The sequence below is a fragment of the Pseudomonas sp. CCNWLW23 genome, from assembly GCF_037095675.1.
Taxonomy (GTDB): Bacteria; Pseudomonadota; Gammaproteobacteria; order Pseudomonadales; family Pseudomonadaceae; genus Aquipseudomonas; species Aquipseudomonas atacamensis.
Genome location: NZ_JBAWKM010000009.1, coordinates 58,266 through 74,321 on the forward strand (window position 1 = coordinate 58,266; position 16,056 = coordinate 74,321).

The 16,056-nt window shown below is 59.7% G+C and carries 13 protein-coding genes; all 13 read left to right on the forward strand.

Annotated features, from left to right (window positions below):
- Position 1: 1 nt before the first annotated feature.
- The 13 genes from uppS (at position 2) to V8J63_RS13595 (ending at position 15,992) form a co-directional block, all read left to right on the forward strand.
- Positions 2-757 carry a polyprenyl diphosphate synthase gene (gene uppS, locus V8J63_RS13535; RefSeq protein WP_016771475.1) on the forward strand — a complete coding sequence of 252 codons (756 nt, stop codon included), beginning with the start codon at positions 2-4 and terminating at the stop codon, positions 755-757.
- Complete coding sequence (locus V8J63_RS13540; RefSeq protein ID WP_016771474.1) at positions 757-1,563, forward strand: phosphatidate cytidylyltransferase; 807 nt, start codon at positions 757-759, stop codon at positions 1,561-1,563. Before uppS ends, V8J63_RS13540 begins: the two co-directional genes overlap by 1 nt.
- Entirely contained in the window at positions 1,560-2,750 is a 1,191-nt protein-coding gene (gene ispC, locus V8J63_RS13545; protein ID WP_130902040.1) for a 1-deoxy-D-xylulose-5-phosphate reductoisomerase, read from the forward strand. Before V8J63_RS13540 ends, ispC begins: the two co-directional genes overlap by 4 nt.
- 55 nt (positions 2,751-2,805) lie before the next feature.
- The gene (gene rseP / locus V8J63_RS13550; RefSeq protein WP_110600137.1) at positions 2,806-4,158 is read left to right on the forward strand and encodes a sigma E protease regulator RseP; all 1,353 of its coding nucleotides are present in this window, start codon (positions 2,806-2,808) and stop codon (positions 4,156-4,158) included.
- Between the two features lie 74 nt (positions 4,159-4,232).
- Positions 4,233-6,608 carry an outer membrane protein assembly factor BamA gene (bamA, locus tag V8J63_RS13555; protein ID WP_130887786.1) on the forward strand — a complete coding sequence of 792 codons (2,376 nt, stop codon included), beginning with the start codon at positions 4,233-4,235 and terminating at the stop codon, positions 6,606-6,608.
- Between the two features lie 45 nt (positions 6,609-6,653).
- A complete protein-coding gene (locus V8J63_RS13560) occupies positions 6,654-7,157 on the forward strand; it encodes an OmpH family outer membrane protein (protein WP_003222140.1) in 504 nt (167 codons plus the stop codon).
- Positions 7,158-7,160: 3 nt separating this feature from the next.
- Entirely contained in the window at positions 7,161-8,216 is a 1,056-nt protein-coding gene (lpxD, locus tag V8J63_RS13565) for a UDP-3-O-(3-hydroxymyristoyl)glucosamine N-acyltransferase (RefSeq protein ID WP_016771470.1), read from the forward strand.
- A gap of 106 nt (positions 8,217-8,322) precedes the next feature.
- A complete protein-coding gene (fabZ, locus tag V8J63_RS13570; RefSeq protein ID WP_016771469.1) occupies positions 8,323-8,763 on the forward strand; it encodes a 3-hydroxyacyl-ACP dehydratase FabZ in 441 nt (146 codons plus the stop codon).
- Positions 8,760-9,536, forward strand: a complete 777-nt coding sequence (gene lpxA, locus V8J63_RS13575) for an acyl-ACP--UDP-N-acetylglucosamine O-acyltransferase (protein ID WP_016771468.1) — start codon at positions 8,760-8,762, stop codon at positions 9,534-9,536. The genes fabZ and lpxA overlap by 4 nt, the downstream gene beginning before the upstream one ends.
- A gap of 2 nt (positions 9,537-9,538) precedes the next feature.
- Positions 9,539-10,669 carry a lipid-A-disaccharide synthase gene (gene lpxB, locus V8J63_RS13580; protein WP_076566127.1) on the forward strand — a complete coding sequence of 377 codons (1,131 nt, stop codon included), beginning with the start codon at positions 9,539-9,541 and terminating at the stop codon, positions 10,667-10,669.
- Between the two features lie 11 nt (positions 10,670-10,680).
- The gene (rnhB, locus tag V8J63_RS13585; protein ID WP_016771466.1) at positions 10,681-11,307 is read left to right on the forward strand and encodes a ribonuclease HII; all 627 of its coding nucleotides are present in this window, start codon (positions 10,681-10,683) and stop codon (positions 11,305-11,307) included.
- A gap of 76 nt (positions 11,308-11,383) precedes the next feature.
- The gene (gene dnaE / locus V8J63_RS13590) at positions 11,384-14,905 is read left to right on the forward strand and encodes a DNA polymerase III subunit alpha (RefSeq protein WP_336464190.1); all 3,522 of its coding nucleotides are present in this window, start codon (positions 11,384-11,386) and stop codon (positions 14,903-14,905) included.
- Between the two features lie 139 nt (positions 14,906-15,044).
- The gene (locus tag V8J63_RS13595; protein WP_016771465.1) at positions 15,045-15,992 is read left to right on the forward strand and encodes an acetyl-CoA carboxylase carboxyltransferase subunit alpha; all 948 of its coding nucleotides are present in this window, start codon (positions 15,045-15,047) and stop codon (positions 15,990-15,992) included.
- Positions 15,993-16,056 lie beyond the last annotated feature (64 nt).

The window sequence follows — 16,056 nt, forward strand, 5'->3', positions numbered from 1 at the left end:
AATGGACAAGACCAAGCAGACTGCGCCGTCCGCGGTGCCGCGCCATGTCGCGATCATCATGGATGGCAATAATCGCTGGGCGAAAAAACGCTTTATGCCGGGTGTCGCCGGGCATAAAGCGGGCGTGGATGCTGTGCGGGCGGTGATCGAGGTGTGCGCCGAGGCCAAGGTCGAAGTCCTGACCCTGTTCGCCTTCTCCAGTGAAAACTGGCAGCGCCCGGCCGATGAGGTCAGTGCCTTGATGGATTTGTTCTTCAAGGCGCTGCGTCGTGAGGCCAAGCGTCTCAACGACAACAACATCAGCCTGCGCATCATTGGCGATCGCTCGCGCTTCCACCCTGAGCTTCAGGCGGCGATGCGCGAGGCCGAGGCCATGACCGTCGGTGCCAACCGCTTTGTCCTGCAGATCGCCGCCAACTATGGCGGTCAGTGGGATATCGCTCAGGCTGCGCAACGTCTGGCGCGTGAGGTTCAGGCCGGGCATTTGCGTCCGGAGGACATCACCCCGGATCTGCTGCAAACGTGTCTGGCGACCGGCGATCTGCCGTTGCCTGACCTGTGCATTCGCACCGGTGGCGAGCATCGCATCAGCAACTTCCTGCTGTGGCAGCTGGCCTACGCCGAGCTGTACTTCTCCGACCTGTTCTGGCCGGACTTCAAACACGACGCCATGCGCACCGCGCTGGCCGATTTCGCTTCACGCCAGCGTCGCTTCGGTAAAACGAGCGAACAGGTCGAAGCTGGAGCCCGGGTTTAATGCTTAAACAACGAATCATCACTGCACTGATCCTGCTGCCGATTGCCTTGTGCGGGTTTTTCCTGCTCAAAGGTGCCGGCTTCGCGCTGTTCATTGGCCTGGTGGTGAGCCTCGGTGCCTGGGAATGGGCGCGTCTGGCCGGCTTCACCGCACAGTCGTTCCGCGTCGGCTTTGCCGCTGTGGTCGCCTTGATGCTGTTTGTCATGTATGTGCTGCCAGGCCTTGCGCCTTGGGTGCTCGGTGCATCGGTGATCTGGTGGGCGATTGCGACTTATCTGGTGCTGACGTATCCACGCTCCAGCGCGCACTGGTCCACGGCGGCAACCAAGCTGCTGATCGGCCTGCTTATCCTGCTGCCTGCGTGGCAGGGTCTGGTGCAGATCAAGCAGTACCCGCTGGGTAACTGGTTGATCATGGCGGTGATGGTGTTGGTCTGGGGCGCGGACATCGGCGCTTATTTCTCCGGACGCAAGTTCGGCAAGCGCAAGCTGGCGCCGCAGGTCAGTCCGGGCAAGAGCTGGGAGGGTGTTTACGGTGGTCTGGCGCTGAGTCTGGTGATTACCGCGATCGTCGGGCTGGTGCGCGACTGGACCGTGGCCGAACTGCTCAAAGGCCTGATCGGCGCGGCAGTGATCGTCTTCATTTCCGTGGTCGGTGACCTTACCGAAAGCATGTTCAAGCGCCAGTCCGGCATCAAGGACAGCAGTAATCTGCTGCCCGGGCATGGTGGCGTGCTGGATCGCATCGACAGCCTGACCGCAGCCATTCCGGTATTCGCCGTACTGCTCTGGATGGCCGCACCGTGAGTCGTCCCCAGCAGATTACGGTGTTGGGTGCGACCGGTTCGATCGGTCTGAGCACCCTGGATGTGATTGCGCGTCATCCTGAGCGTTATCAGGTTTTTGCATTGAGTGGTTTCACCCGTCTTAGCGAATTGCTCGCGCTGTGCGTTCGTCATGTACCGCAATTTGCCGTGGTGCCTGAAGGTGCTGCGGCGCGTGGGTTGCAGGATGACTTGCGTGCAGCCGGTTTGCCGACTCGTGTGCTGGTAGGCGAGGAGGGCCTGTGTCAGGTTGCCTCCGCGCCTGAAGTCGACGCGGTCATGGCGGCCATTGTCGGTGCGGCGGGTTTGCGTCCGACACTGGCGGCGGTCGAGGCGGGCAAGAAGATTCTGCTCGCCAACAAGGAAGCGCTGGTGATGTCCGGCGCGCTGTTCATGCAGGCCGTGCGCAAAAGTGGCTCGGTGCTGCTGCCGATCGACAGTGAACACAACGCGATTTTTCAGTGCATGCCTGCGGATTTCGCGCGCGGCTTGAGCTCGGTGGGGGTGCGGCGGATCTTGCTGACCGCCTCTGGCGGGCCTTTCCGGCAGACGCCGATGTCCGAGCTGGCGCATGTTTCGCCGGAGCAAGCGTGTGCGCATCCGAACTGGTCCATGGGGCGCAAGATCTCCGTGGATTCGGCAAGCATGATGAACAAGGGTCTGGAATTGATCGAAGCCTGCTGGTTGTTCGATGCCAAACCGTCTCAGGTCGAAGTTGTGATTCATCCGCAAAGCGTGATCCATTCTCTGGTCGATTACGTCGATGGCTCGGTCCTGGCGCAATTGGGCAACCCCGACATGCGCACACCGATCGCTAACGCATTGGCCTGGCCGGAGCGTATCGATTCCGGCGTACCGCCACTGGATCTGTTCGCCATTGCACGACTGGATTTTGAGGCGCCCGATGAAAGCCGCTTCCCCTGTCTGCGTTTGGCCCGTCAGGCCGCCGAAGCTGGCAACAGCGCGCCGGCGATGCTCAACGCGGCCAATGAAGTGGCCGTGGCAGCGTTTCTCGACGGACGGGTTCGCTACCTGGAAATCGCGAGTATCATCGAGGAAGTCTTGAATCTGGAGCCGGTGGTGGCGCTGCACGACCTCGACGCCGTATTTGCGGCGGACGCGAAAGCGCGACTGCTGGCCGAGCAATGGTTGAGTCGGCACGGCCGATAGTTTTTTGTAACGCAACGGCGACACGCGACACTGAACAGGATTGCGGAGAAAGTAGATGAGCGCGCTCTATATGATTGCCGGCACCCTGATCGCCTTGGGTGTGCTGGTCACCTTCCACGAATTCGGCCACTTCTGGGTCGCGCGTCGCTGTGGCGTCAAAGTTCTGCGGTTTTCCGTGGGCTTTGGCATGCCGTTGCTGCGCTGGCATGACAAGCAAGGCACTGAATTCGTGGTCGCCGCGATTCCCTTGGGCGGCTATGTCAAGATGCTCGACGAGCGCGAAGGCGAAGTGCCGGTCGATCAACTCGATCAGTCGTTCAATCGCAAATCGGTACGTCAGCGTATCGCCATTGTTGCCGCTGGCCCGATTGCTAACTTCCTGCTGGCGTTAGTCTTCTTTTGGGTCTTGGCGATGCTCGGCAGCGAGCAAGTGCGTCCGGTCATTGGCGCGGTCGAGTCTGGCAGCATTGCCGCCAAGGCTGGTCTGAATGCCGGTCAGGAGATCGTTTCGATCGATGGCGAGCCAACGTCAGGTTGGGCTGCGGTCAATCTGCAACTGGTGCGCCGTCTCGGTGAAAGCGGTGCCATTCAATTGCTGGTGCGCGAGCAGGGCTCGACCGCTGAGTCGCCCCGTACGCTGGCACTGGATAACTGGCTGAAAGGTGCCGACGAGCCGGATCCGATCCGCTCGCTGGGCATTCGTCCTTGGCGTCCGGCCTTGCCGCCGGTGCTTGCCGAGCTGGACCCGAAAGGTCCGGCTCAGGCGGCGGGGCTGAAAACCGGCGATCGATTGCTGGCGCTTGATGGCCAGCCGCTCGATGACTGGCAGCAAGTGGTCGATACCGTTCGTACGCGTCCTGATACCAAAATCATGCTGCGCATCGAGCGCGACAATGCTCAAATCGACGTCCCTGTGACCCTGGCGGCGCGCGGTGAAAGCAAAGCGCCAAGCGGTTATCTGGGCGCGGGCGTCAAAGCCATCGACTGGCCGCCGGAAATGATCCGCGAGGTCAGTTATGGCCCGCTGGCCGCGATTGGCGAGGGTGCCCGTCGCACTTGGACCATGAGCATTCTGACGCTGGATTCACTGAAGAAAATGCTGTTCGGCGAGCTCTCGGTAAAAAACTTGAGTGGACCGATAACCATTGCTAAAGTGGCGGGCGCTTCTGCCCAGTCGGGCGTCGCTGATTTCCTGAATTTCCTTGCTTATCTGAGTATTAGCCTGGGCGTTCTGAATTTGCTGCCCATTCCTGTACTGGATGGGGGGCATTTGTTGTTTTATCTGATCGAGTGGGTGCGTGGTCGCCCCTTGTCGGATCGGGTGCAAGGTTGGGGGATACAGATCGGTATCAGTTTGGTGGTCGGGGTGATGTTGCTTGCTCTGGTCAACGATCTGGGTCGACTGTAACGCTTCGCTGAATTGCGAATCTGCCGCATTTTGCGGCAGTTTGTTTATTGCCAGTTGGAATAAGAAAGGACTTCATGAAACGTCTGCTGCTAACTGCGGTTCTCACCGTATTGATGATCGCCGAAGTTCACGCCGAGTCCTTCACTATCTCTGATATTCGCGTCAATGGCCTCCAGCGGGTCTCCGCGGGTAGCGTCTTTGGTGCCTTGCCGTTGAACGTCGGCGAGCAGGCGGATGATCGTCGCCTGGTGGAATCCACTCGTGCGTTGTTCAAAACCGGTTTCTTTCAAGATATCCAGCTGGGCCGCGAAGGCAACGTTCTGGTCATCACCGTCGTCGAGCGTCCTTCGGTCGCCAGTATCGAAATCGAAGGCAACAAGGCGATTTCCACTGAAGACCTGATGAAGGGCCTTAAGCAATCCGGTCTGGCCGAAGGCGAAATCTTCCAGCGCGCCACCCTCGAGGGTGTGCGTAACGAACTGCAGCGTCAGTACGTTGCCCAGGGTCGTTACTCCGCTACCGTCGACACCGAAGTGGTTTCGCAGCCGCGTAACCGCGTGGGTCTGAAGGTGAAGATCAACGAAGGTACCGTTGCCGCCATCCAGCACATCAACGTGGTAGGCAATACGGTTTTCCCTGAGGAAGACCTGACTGACCTGTTCGAACTGAAAACCACCAACTGGCTGTCGTTCTTCAAGAACGATGACAAATATGCCCGTGAAAAACTCTCCGGTGACCTGGAGCGTCTGCGTTCCTACTACCTGGACCGCGGCTATATCAACATGGACATCGCTTCGACCCAGGTATCGATTACCCCGGACAAGAAGCACGTGTACATCACCGTCAACGTCACCGAAGGCGAGAAGTACACCGTTCGTGACGTCAAGCTCAGTGGCGACCTGAAAGTCCCTGAAGAGCAGATCAAGTCGCTGTTGCTTGTGCAAAAGGGCCAGGTGTTCTCGCGCAAGCTGATGACCACCACCTCCGAGCTGATCACCCGTCGTCTGGGTAACGAGGGTTACACCTTCGCCAACGTCAACGGCGTGCCTCAGCCGCACGATGATGACCACACTGTAGACATCCTCTTCGCTGTCGATCCGGGCAAGCGTGCCTACGTCAACCGCATCAACTTCCGTGGCAACACCAAGTCCGAAGACGAAGTGCTGCGTCGTGAAATGCGTCAGATGGAAGGTGGCTGGGCTTCGACCTACCTGATCGACCAGTCCAAGACCCGTCTGGAGCGTCTGGGCTTCTTCAAGGAAGTCAACGTTGAAACCCCGGCCGTGCCAGGTGTCGACGACCAGGTTGATGTGAACTACGCCGTTGAAGAACAGGCTTCCGGTTCGATCACCGCCAGCGTCGGTTTCGCCCAGAGCGCCGGTCTGATCCTCGGTGGCTCGATCACCCAGAACAACTTCCTCGGTACCGGTAACCGCGTCAGCATCGGTCTGACCCGCAGCGAATACCAGAGCCGCTACAACTTTGGCTATGTGGACCCGTACTGGACCGCTGATGGCGTGAGCCTGGGTTACAACGCGTTCTATCGCACCACTGACTACGATGAGCTCGATGCCGATATTTCCAGCTATGCGGTAGACAGCCTCGGTGCGGGCGTGAACGTCGGCTACCCGATCAGTGAGACTTCGCGTCTGACGTTCGGTCTGTCTGCCCAGCAGGACAAGATCAACACCGGTCGCTATACCGTTGACGAGATTTTCGATTTCGTCGAGAAGGAAGGCGACAACTACCTGAACTTCAAGGCCTCGGCCGGTTGGTCCGAGTCGACCCTGAACAAAGGCGTGTTGCCGACCCGTGGTCGTTCCCAGAGCCTGACCCTGGAAACCACCATTCCTGGCAGCGACCTGTCGTTCTTCAAACTCGACTACCGTGGTCAGTTGTTCCAGCCGATCACTGAAAACTACACCCTGCGCCTGCACTCCGAACTCGGTTATGGCGATGGTTACGGTTCGACCGATGGTCTGCCGTTCTATGAAAACTACTATGCAGGTGGTTTCAACTCGGTTCGTGGCTTCAAGGACAGCACCCTGGGCCCGCGCAGTACGCCGAGCCGTGGTAACAACCCGGGCACTATTGCAGACCCGGACCAGGATCCACTGCCGTTCGGTGGTAACGTCCTGATCCAGGGTGGCGTGGAAGTCCTGTTCCCGTTGCCATTCGTCAAGGATCAGCGTTCCCTGCGTACTTCGGTCTTCTGGGATGTCGGTAACGTCTTTGACTCGCAGTGCAAGGACACTACGAACGCCAATGGTTCGTCGTCCAACACCAAGTGCAACGACATCAGCCTGAGCAACATGGCCAGCTCCGTAGGTGTGGGCGTGACCTGGGTCACCGCACTGGGACCGTTGAGCTTCGCGCTGGCGATGCCGGTGAAGAAACCGGATGACGCTGAAACTCAAGTGTTCCAATTCTCCCTCGGCCAGACGTTCTAAGCGTCTGACCCAAGATAACGACAATGGATTTTGTAGGAGTGCATCGTGCGTAAGTTGACTCAATTGGTTCTCCTGGCCTCCGTACTGGTGGCAGGCCCGGCGTTCGCCGACATGAAAATTGCCGTGCTGAACTATCAGATGGCTCTGCTGGAATCCGACGCGGCGAAGAAGTACGCCGTGGATGCCGAGAAGAAGTTCGGTCCGCAACTGACCAAGCTGAAAACCCTGGAAAGCAGCGCCAAAGGCATTCAGGACCGTCTGATGGCCGGTGGCGACAAAATGCAGCAGGGCGAGCGTGAGCGTCTGGAGCTGGAATTCAAGCAAAAGGCCCGCGACTTCCAGTTCCAGTCCAAGGAGCTGAACGAAGCCAAAGCCGTTGCCGACCGTGAAATGCTCAAGCAACTGAAGCCGAAACTGGACAGCGCTGTGGAAGAAGTCATCAAGAAGGGTGGTTTTGACCTGGTGTTCGAGCGTGGCGCAGTCATTGATGTCAAACCTCAGTACGACATCACGCGCCAGGTTATCGAGCGCATGAATCAGCTGAAGTAACCCATGACCGTGACTATCAGGCTCGGCCAGTTGGCCGAGCACCTCGGCGCCACCCTGCGTGGCGACCCCGAGAGGCAAATTACTGGGCTAGCCACTTTGCAAGAGGCTGGCCCAGCTCAGTTGAGCTTTCTGGCAAATCCCCAATACCGCAAATACCTGGCCGGTTCTCAGGCAGCTGCACTGCTGCTCAAGGAAGCCGACGCTGAGGGTTTTGCCGGTAATGCCCTGGTGGTGCCTGATCCTTACCTGGCCTATGCACGTATTTCGCATCTGTTCGATCCGAAGCCAAAAGCGGCTGGCGGGATTCATCCGACAGCGGTGATCGCGGCGGACGCTGTGGTTGACCCGAGTGCCAGCATCGGTCCGTTCGTGGTGATCGAAGCCGGTGCACGCATCGCTGCACAGGTCACGCTGGGCGCGCATTGCGTAGTCGGCGCGCGCAGCGAAATCGGTGAAGGCGGCTGGCTCGCTCCGCGCGTTACGCTGTATCACGATGTGCGCATCGGCAAGCGTGTGGTTATTCAGTCCGGCGCAGTGATCGGCGGTGAGGGCTTCGGCTTCGCCAACGAAAAAGGCGTCTGGCAGAAAATCGCCCAGATCGGTGGCGTGACCATCGGCGACGATGTCGAGATCGGCGTGAACACCGCCATCGACCGCGGCGCTCTGGCCGATACTGTGATCGGCAACGGTGTGAAGCTCGACAACCAGATCCAGATCGCGCACAACGTCCAGGTCGGTGATCACACCGCCATGGCCGCGTGCGTCGGCATTTCCGGCAGCACCAAGATCGGCAAGCACTGCATGCTCGCCGGCGGTGTTGGTCTGGTCGGCCATATTGATATTTGCGACAACGTTTTCCTGACCGGGATGACCATGGTGACTCACTCGATTACCGAGCCGGGCGCCTATTCTTCCGGCACAGCCATGCAACCGGCGGCCGAATGGCGCAAAAGCGCGGCCCGCATCCGTCAGCTCGATGACATCGCGCGACGGTTGAAACAGCTGGAAAAGCGCGTTGGGGAAGTGACCCCTGACGGCAATGCTTCATCTGATGGCTGATACCATTTCCATATCAAGTGTGCACAGCCTCTGGACTGCCTCCTTGATTTGCTAGAGGAGTGCGCGTCAGTCGCGCTCCCAATCTTTACATAGGCTTTCCCCTGAAATGATGGACATCAACGAGATTCGCGAATACCTGCCTCACCGTTACCCGTTCCTGCTGGTGGACCGGGTGGTGGAACTGGACACTGAAGGCAAGCGAATTCGCGCCTACAAGAATGTCAGCATCAATGAACCGTTCTTCAATGGTCACTTCCCTGCGCATCCAATCATGCCGGGCGTGCTGATCATCGAAGCGATGGCTCAGGCTGCCGGGATCCTCGGTTTCAAGATGCTCGACGTCAAACCGGCCGACGGCACCCTGTATTACTTCGTCGGTTCCGACAAGCTGCGCTTCCGCCAGCCAGTCAAGCCGGGCGATCAGTTGATCCTTGAAGCGACCTTCATCAGCTGCAAGCGCAAGATCTGGAAGTTCGAGTGCCAGGCTTCGGTGGACGGCAAGCCGGTCTGCTCGGCAGAAATCATCTGCGCGGAACAGAAAGTATGAGTTTGATTGACCCTCGCGCAATCATCGATCCGTCCGCCGTTCTGGCTGACGGCGTCGAGGTCGGCCCGTGGTCGATCATCGGCGCAGGTGTGGAAATCGGCGAGGGTACCGTGATCGGGCCGCATGTGATCCTCAAGGGGCCGACCCGCATTGGTAAGCACAATCGCATCTACCAGTTTTCTTCGGTAGGCGAAGACACCCCGGATCTGAAGTACAAAGGCGAGGAAACCCGCCTGGTGATCGGCGACCACAACGTCATCCGCGAAGGCGTGACCATTCACCGTGGCACCGTGCAGGACCGTTCGGAAACCACCCTGGGTGATCACAACCTGATCATGGCCTATGCCCACATCGGCCATGACAGCGTCATCGGCAATCACTGCATTCTGGTCAACAACACTGCGTTGGCCGGGCATGTACACGTTGACGACTGGGCGATCCTCTCCGGTTTCACCCTGGTGCATCAGTACTGCCACATCGGCGCCCACAGCTTTTCCGGCATGGGCACGGCGATCGGCAAGGATGTTCCGGCGTTCGTCACCGTATTCGGCAACCCGGCCGAAGCGCGCAGCATGAACTTCGAAGGCATGCGCCGTCGCGGTTTCAGCGAAGACGCGATCCACGCCTTGCGTCGTGCTTACAAGACGGTCTATCGGCAGGGCCTGACGGTCGAGCAGGCGCTGGCCGAGCTGGCAGAGCCGTCTGCGCAGTTCCCTGAAGTCGCCGTGTTCCGCGATTCGATCCAGGCATCGACTCGCGGCATCACCCGCTGATCATGGCCAGTCTGCGTATTGCGCTGGTGGCGGGTGAGGCTTCCGGTGACATTCTCGGCGCCGGCCTCATGCGCGCGCTCAAGGCACAGCACCCGGCAGTCGAGTTCATCGGCGTCGGCGGTCCGTTGATGCAGGCCGAAGGCCTGACCTCGTACTTTCCCATGGAGCGCTTGTCGGTCATGGGGCTGGTGGAGGTCCTCGGTCGGCTGCGTGAATTGCTCAAGCGCCGCAAAGAGCTGATTGCCACACTGATTGCCGCAAAGCCCGATGTGTTCATCGGTATTGATGCGCCGGATTTCAACCTCAATATCGAACTCAAGCTGCGTCAGGCAGGGATCAAGACCGTGCATTACGTCAGCCCGTCGGTGTGGGCATGGCGGCAGAAACGGGTGCTGAAGATCCGCGAAGGCTGCGATCTGATGCTGACCCTGTTGCCGTTCGAAGCGAAATTCTACGAAGAGAAAGGCGTGCCGGTGCGTTTCGTCGGTCACACCTTGGCCGATACCATTCCGCTGCAAGCCGACCGAGCCGCTGCACGCGCCGAGCTGGGTTTGCCCGACGGCCCGCTGGTGGCGTTGATGCCCGGCAGCCGTGGCGGTGAAGTCAGTCGCCTCGGTGCGCTGTTCCTCGACACTGCCGAACGTCTGCGCGCCATGCGTCCGGGCGTGCGCTTTGTCATGCCTTGTGCAAACCCGGAACGCCGGGTGCAACTTGAGGCCTTGCTTGCTGGCCGGGATTTGCCGGTAACCTTGCTCGACGGTAAATCCCACTTGGCGCTCGCCGCGTGCAACGCCGTGTTGATCGCCTCTGGCACTGCTACCCTTGAAGCGCTGCTGTACAAGCGGCCGATGGTGGTGGCCTATCGGTTGGCGCCGCTGACGTTCTGGATTCTCAAGCGCATGGTCAAGAGCCCGTACGTGTCGCTGCCCAACTTGCTCGCCCAGCGCTTGCTGGTGCCGGAGTTGTTGCAGGATGATGCGACTGTCGAAGCCTTGGCGCAGACGCTGTCGCCCTTGATCGATGGCGGCGAGGAACAGACCCGCGGCTTCGACGAGATCCACCGCACGCTGCGGCGCGATGCTTCCAATCAGGCGGCGCAAGCCGTCCTTGACCTGATCGGCAAACCACAATGAGCAAGACAAGCATGCAAATGGGCCTGGATTTCACTCTGGTGGCCGAAGTCGAAGAACTGGTCGCCGGTGTTGATGAAGTCGGTCGTGGCCCGTTGTGCGGTGCGGTGGTAACGGCAGCAGTGATTCTCGATCCGAACCGGCCGATCCTCGGCCTCGACGATTCGAAAAAGCTCACCGAAGCCAAGCGCGAAAAGCTCTACGACGAGATCTGCGAGAAAGCCCTGAGCTGGTGTATTGCCCGCGCCGAAGTCGAAGAAATCGACGATCTGAATATCCTCCACGCGACCATGCTGGCCATGCAGCGCGCGGTCGCCGGTCTGCACATTCAGCCGAAACTGGCGATGATCGACGGTAACCGCTGCCCGCATTTGCCGATGCGTGCCGAGGCGGTGATCCAGGGCGACGGCAAGGTACCGGCCATCGCGGCGGCGTCGATTCTGGCCAAGGTCAGTCGTGATCGCGAAATGGCGGCGTTCGAATTGATCTACCCGGGCTACGGCATCGGCGGCCATAAAGGCTACCCGACGCCCGTTCATCTGGAAGCACTGGCGCGGCTCGGCCCGACGCCGATTCACCGCCGCTCGTTCGCCCCGGTACGCCTGGCTTACGAGGCGCGGGAAAGCCTGACGCAGGTTTAGGCGCAAGGCTGATGTTTTATTCGAGGCCCGGTACAATCCGGGCCTCGTTGTCTCTATGTAACTGGACAGGATCACTATGCCGGCTTCATTCGTTCATCTACGCCTGCACACTGAATACTCCCTGGTCGACGGGCTGGTGCGGATCAAGCCGCTGGTCAAAGCGCTGACCGCCATGAACATGCCGGCGGTCGCGGTCACCGACCAGAACAACATGTGTTCCCTGGTCAAGTTCTATAAAAACGCCATGGGCGCTGGCATCAAGCCGATCTGCGGCGCCGACCTGTGGCTGGCGAACAAGGACCCGGATGCACCGCTGAGCCGCCTCAGCCTGCTGGTGATGAACGCTCAGGGTTATCGCAATCTCACCGAACTGATCTCGCGTGGCTTCATCGAAGGCCAGCGCAACGGCATGGTCATCGTCGAGCGCGAGTGGGTGGCCGAGGCCAACGAAGGTTTGATCATGCTGTCCGCCGCCAAAGAAGGCGAGATCGGCATGGCCATGATCGGCGGCAACCCGGCGGAAGCCGAAGCGCTGGCACGCGAGTGGATGGCGGTGTTCCCGGATCGTTTCTATCTGGAAATCCAGCGCACCAACCGCCCCAACGATGAAGAGCAACTGCACGGCGCCGTGGCGCTGGCCGACAAGCTTGGCGCGCCGCTGGTGGCGACCAACGATGTGCGCTTCATCAAGCAGGAAGACTTCGCCGCCCACGAAACCCGTGTGTGCATCGGTGAAGGCCGCGCCCTCGATGACCCGCGTCGTTCGAAGAATTACAGCGATCAGCAATACCTGAAAAGCGCCGAGGAAATGCTCGAGCTGTTCAGCGATATTCCCGACGCCATCGAAAACACCGTCGAGATCGCCAAGCGCTGCAACATTGATGTGAAGCTGGGCACACACTTCCTGCCCAACTTCCCGATCCCCGATGGCATGACCATCGACGAATATTTCCGCAAGGTCTCCTTCGAAGGGCTCGAAGAACGCCTGGCGGTGCTGCTGCCCAAGGACACCACCGAAGACTACGAAGCCAAGCGTCAGGTCTACGTCGACCGTTTGAATTTCGAGCTGGATATCATCATCCAGATGGGCTTCCCCGGTTACTTCCTGATCGTGATGGACTTTATCCAGTGGGCCAAGAACAACGGCGTACCGGTAGGTCCGGGCCGTGGGTCGGGTGCCGGATCGCTGGTGGCTTACGTACAGAAGATCACCGACCTCGACCCGCTGGAATATGACCTGCTGTTCGAGCGTTTCCTCAACCCGGAACGGGTTTCCATGCCCGACTTCGACGTCGACTTCTGCATGGACGGCCGTGACCGGGTGATCGATTACGTGGCCGAGAAATACGGCCGCAACGCGGTGAGCCAGATCATCACCTTCGGTTCCATGGCCGCCAAGGCTGTGGTCCGTGACGTGGCGCGGGTGCAGGGCAAGTCCTATGGCCTGGCGGATCGTCTGTCGAAGATGATTCCGTTCGAAGTCGGCATGACCCTGGAAAAAGCCTACGAGCAGGAAGAGATCCTGCGCGACTTCATCAAGGTCGATGAAGAAGCGGCGGAAATCTGGGAGATGGCGCGCAAGCTCGAGGGCGTGGTGCGTAACGTCGGCAAACACGCCGGTGGTGTGGTGATCGCGCCGACCAAATTGACCGACTTCTCGCCGATCTATTGCGACGAGGCCGGCGACGGTCTGGTAACCCAGTTCGACAAGGACGACGTTGAGGCCGCCGGTCTGGTGAAGTTCGACTTCCTCGGCCTGCGGACCCTGACGATCATCGACTGGGCGCTGAAAACCATCAACCGCGATCGCGCCAAGGTCAACGAGCCGCCGCTGGATATCGCTTTTATTCCGCTGGACGACAAGCCGACCTACCAGTTGCTGCAAAAAGCCGAAACCACGGCGGTGTTCCAGCTTGAATCCCGGGGCATGAAAGAGCTGATCAAAAAGCTCAAACCCGACTGCCTGGAAGACTTGATCGCACTGGTGGCACTGTTCCGTCCGGGCCCGCTGCAATCGGGCATGGTGGACGACTTCATCAACCGTAAGCACGGACGCGCCGAACTGGCCTATCCGCACTCCGACTACCAGTACGACGGGCTTAAGCCGGTACTGGCGCCGACTTACGGCATTATCCTGTATCAGGAACAGGTGATGCAGATTGCCCAGGTCATGGCCGGTTACACCCTCGGCGGTGCGGACATGCTGCGTCGAGCGATGGGTAAGAAAAAGCCCGAAGAAATGGCCAAGCAGCGCGGCGGTTTCATTGAGGGTTGCGCGACCAACGGCATCGACGCGGATCTTGCCGGTAACATTTTCGACCTGGTGGAAAAGTTCGCCGGTTACGGCTTCAACAAATCCCACTCCGCCGCTTACGGCCTGGTGTCGTACCAGACTGCCTGGCTGAAAGCCCATTACCCGGCGCCGTTCATGGCCGCGGTACTCTCGGCGGATATGCACAACACCGACAAGGTCGTGACCTTGATCGAAGAAGTGCGGACGATGAAGCTGCGCCTCGACGCGCCGGACGTGAACACTTCGGAGTTCAAGTTCACGGTGAACGACGACGGCCGCATCGTTTACGGCCTGGGCGCGATCAAAGGCGTCGGTGAAGGTCCGGTGGAAGCGATCACCGAAGCGCGTCAGGCCGGTCCGTTCAAGGATCTGTTCGATTTCTGCGCGCGGGTCGACCTCAAGCGCATCAACAAACGAACTCTTGATGGCTTGATTCGCAGCGGCGCGCTGGATCGCCTCGGCCCGTACTTCCACGACGAACAAAAGGCCTATCAAGCCAACATCGACCGTAACCGCGCGGTACTGCTGGCGGCGATGGAAGAGGCGATCAAGGCGGCCGAGCAGACTGCGCGGACTCACGACTCTGGCCACGCCGACCTGTTTGGCGGCTTGTTCGTCGAGGAAGATGCCGACGTCTACGCGTCCCATCGCAAGGCCAAGGAACTGACCCTCAAGGAACGCCTCAAGGGTGAAAAAGACACTCTGGGTCTGTACCTGACCGGTCACCCGATCGACGAGTACGAAGGCGAGATCCGCCGTTTCGCCCGCCAGCGCATCATCGACCTGAAGCCGGCGCGTGACACGCAAACCGTAGCGGGGATGATCATTGCCCTGCGGGTGATGAAGAACAAGAAGGGCGACAAGATGGGCTTCATCACCCTCGACGACCGCTCCGGGCGGATCGAAGCGTCGCTGTTTGCCGATGCGTTCCATTCGGCGCAATCACTGTTGCAGACCGACGCGATGGTGGTGGTCGAAGGCGAGGTCAGCAATGACGACTTCTCCGGCGGCCTGCGCCTGCGGGTCAAGCGGGTGATGAGCATGGAAGATGCGCGAACCAATCTGGCCGAGAGCCTGCGCCTGAAGCTGCACACCCAGGATCTGAAAGGCGATCAGCTACGCTGGTTGGGCGAACTGCTCAAGCGTCATCGCGGCGCGTGCCCGGTGACCATGGAGTACACCAGCCCGGATGCGAAGACCTTGCTGCAGTTCGGCGAGAGCTGGCGGATCGACCCGGCGGATACCTTGATTCAAGCCCTGCGTGACCAGTTCGGGCGAGACAACGTCTTCCTCCAATACCGTTGACCGGCAAGTGCCATCATGGCGCTTGCCCGCAACCTGAATTTTTAATCTCGACCTCAGCGCGCCTCTCCCTTAAGGTAGGGCGCGAATAGACAACCGGCCGGCCCAAGCTCACTTGGGACACGACCCAAGACGGACGCCTATGAACCCGAATTTTCTAGATTTCGAACAGCCGATCGCCGACCTGCAAGCCAAGATCGAAGAGTTGCGCTTGGTCGGTAATGACAATTCGCTGAATATCGGCGATGAGATCTCCCGCCTGCAGGACAAGAGCAAGACGCTGACCGAAGACATCTTCGGCAAGCTGACCAGCTGGCAGATCGCACGCCTGGCGCGTCACCCGAAACGCCCTTACACCCTCGATTACATCGAGCACATCTTCACCGAGTTCGACGAACTGCACGGCGACCGTCACTTCTCCGATGACGCTGCCATTGTTGGCGGTATCGCCCGTCTGGAAGACCAGCCGGTGATGATCATCGGCCACCAGAAGGGCCGTGAAGTGCGTGAGAAAGTTCGCCGCAACTTCGGCATGCCGCGTCCGGAAGGCTACCGCAAGGCCTGCCGTCTGATGGAGATGGCCGAGCGCTTCAAGATGCCGATCCTGACGTTCATCGACACCCCGGGTGCCTACCCTGGCATCGACGCTGAAGAGCGCAACCAGAGCGAAGCGATTGCCTGGAACCTGCGTGTGATGGCGCGTCTGAAGACTCCGATCATCGCCACTGTAATTGGTGAGGGTGGTTCCGGCGGCGCACTGGCCATCGGCGTTTGCGATCAACTGAACATGCTGCAATATTCGACCTACGCGGTGATCTCGCCGGAAGGTTGCGCGTCGATCCTGTGGAAAACCGCCGAGAAAGCGCCGGATGCCGCTGAAGCGATGGGCATCACCGCTGAGCGTCTGAAAGGCCTGGGTATCGTCGACAAAGTGATCAGCGAGCCACTGGGCGGCGCCCATCGTGACCCGGCTGCTGCCGCCGCTTCGATCCGCGCCGAGCTGAGCTCACAACTGGCGATGCTCAAGCAGTTCGATAACGAAGCGCTGCTCAAGCGCCGTTACGATCGCTTGATGAGCTACGGTCTCTAAGTCGAAGCGCGATACCCATGTGGGAGCGAGCCTGCTCGCGAAAGCGGTATAGCACTCGACGAAT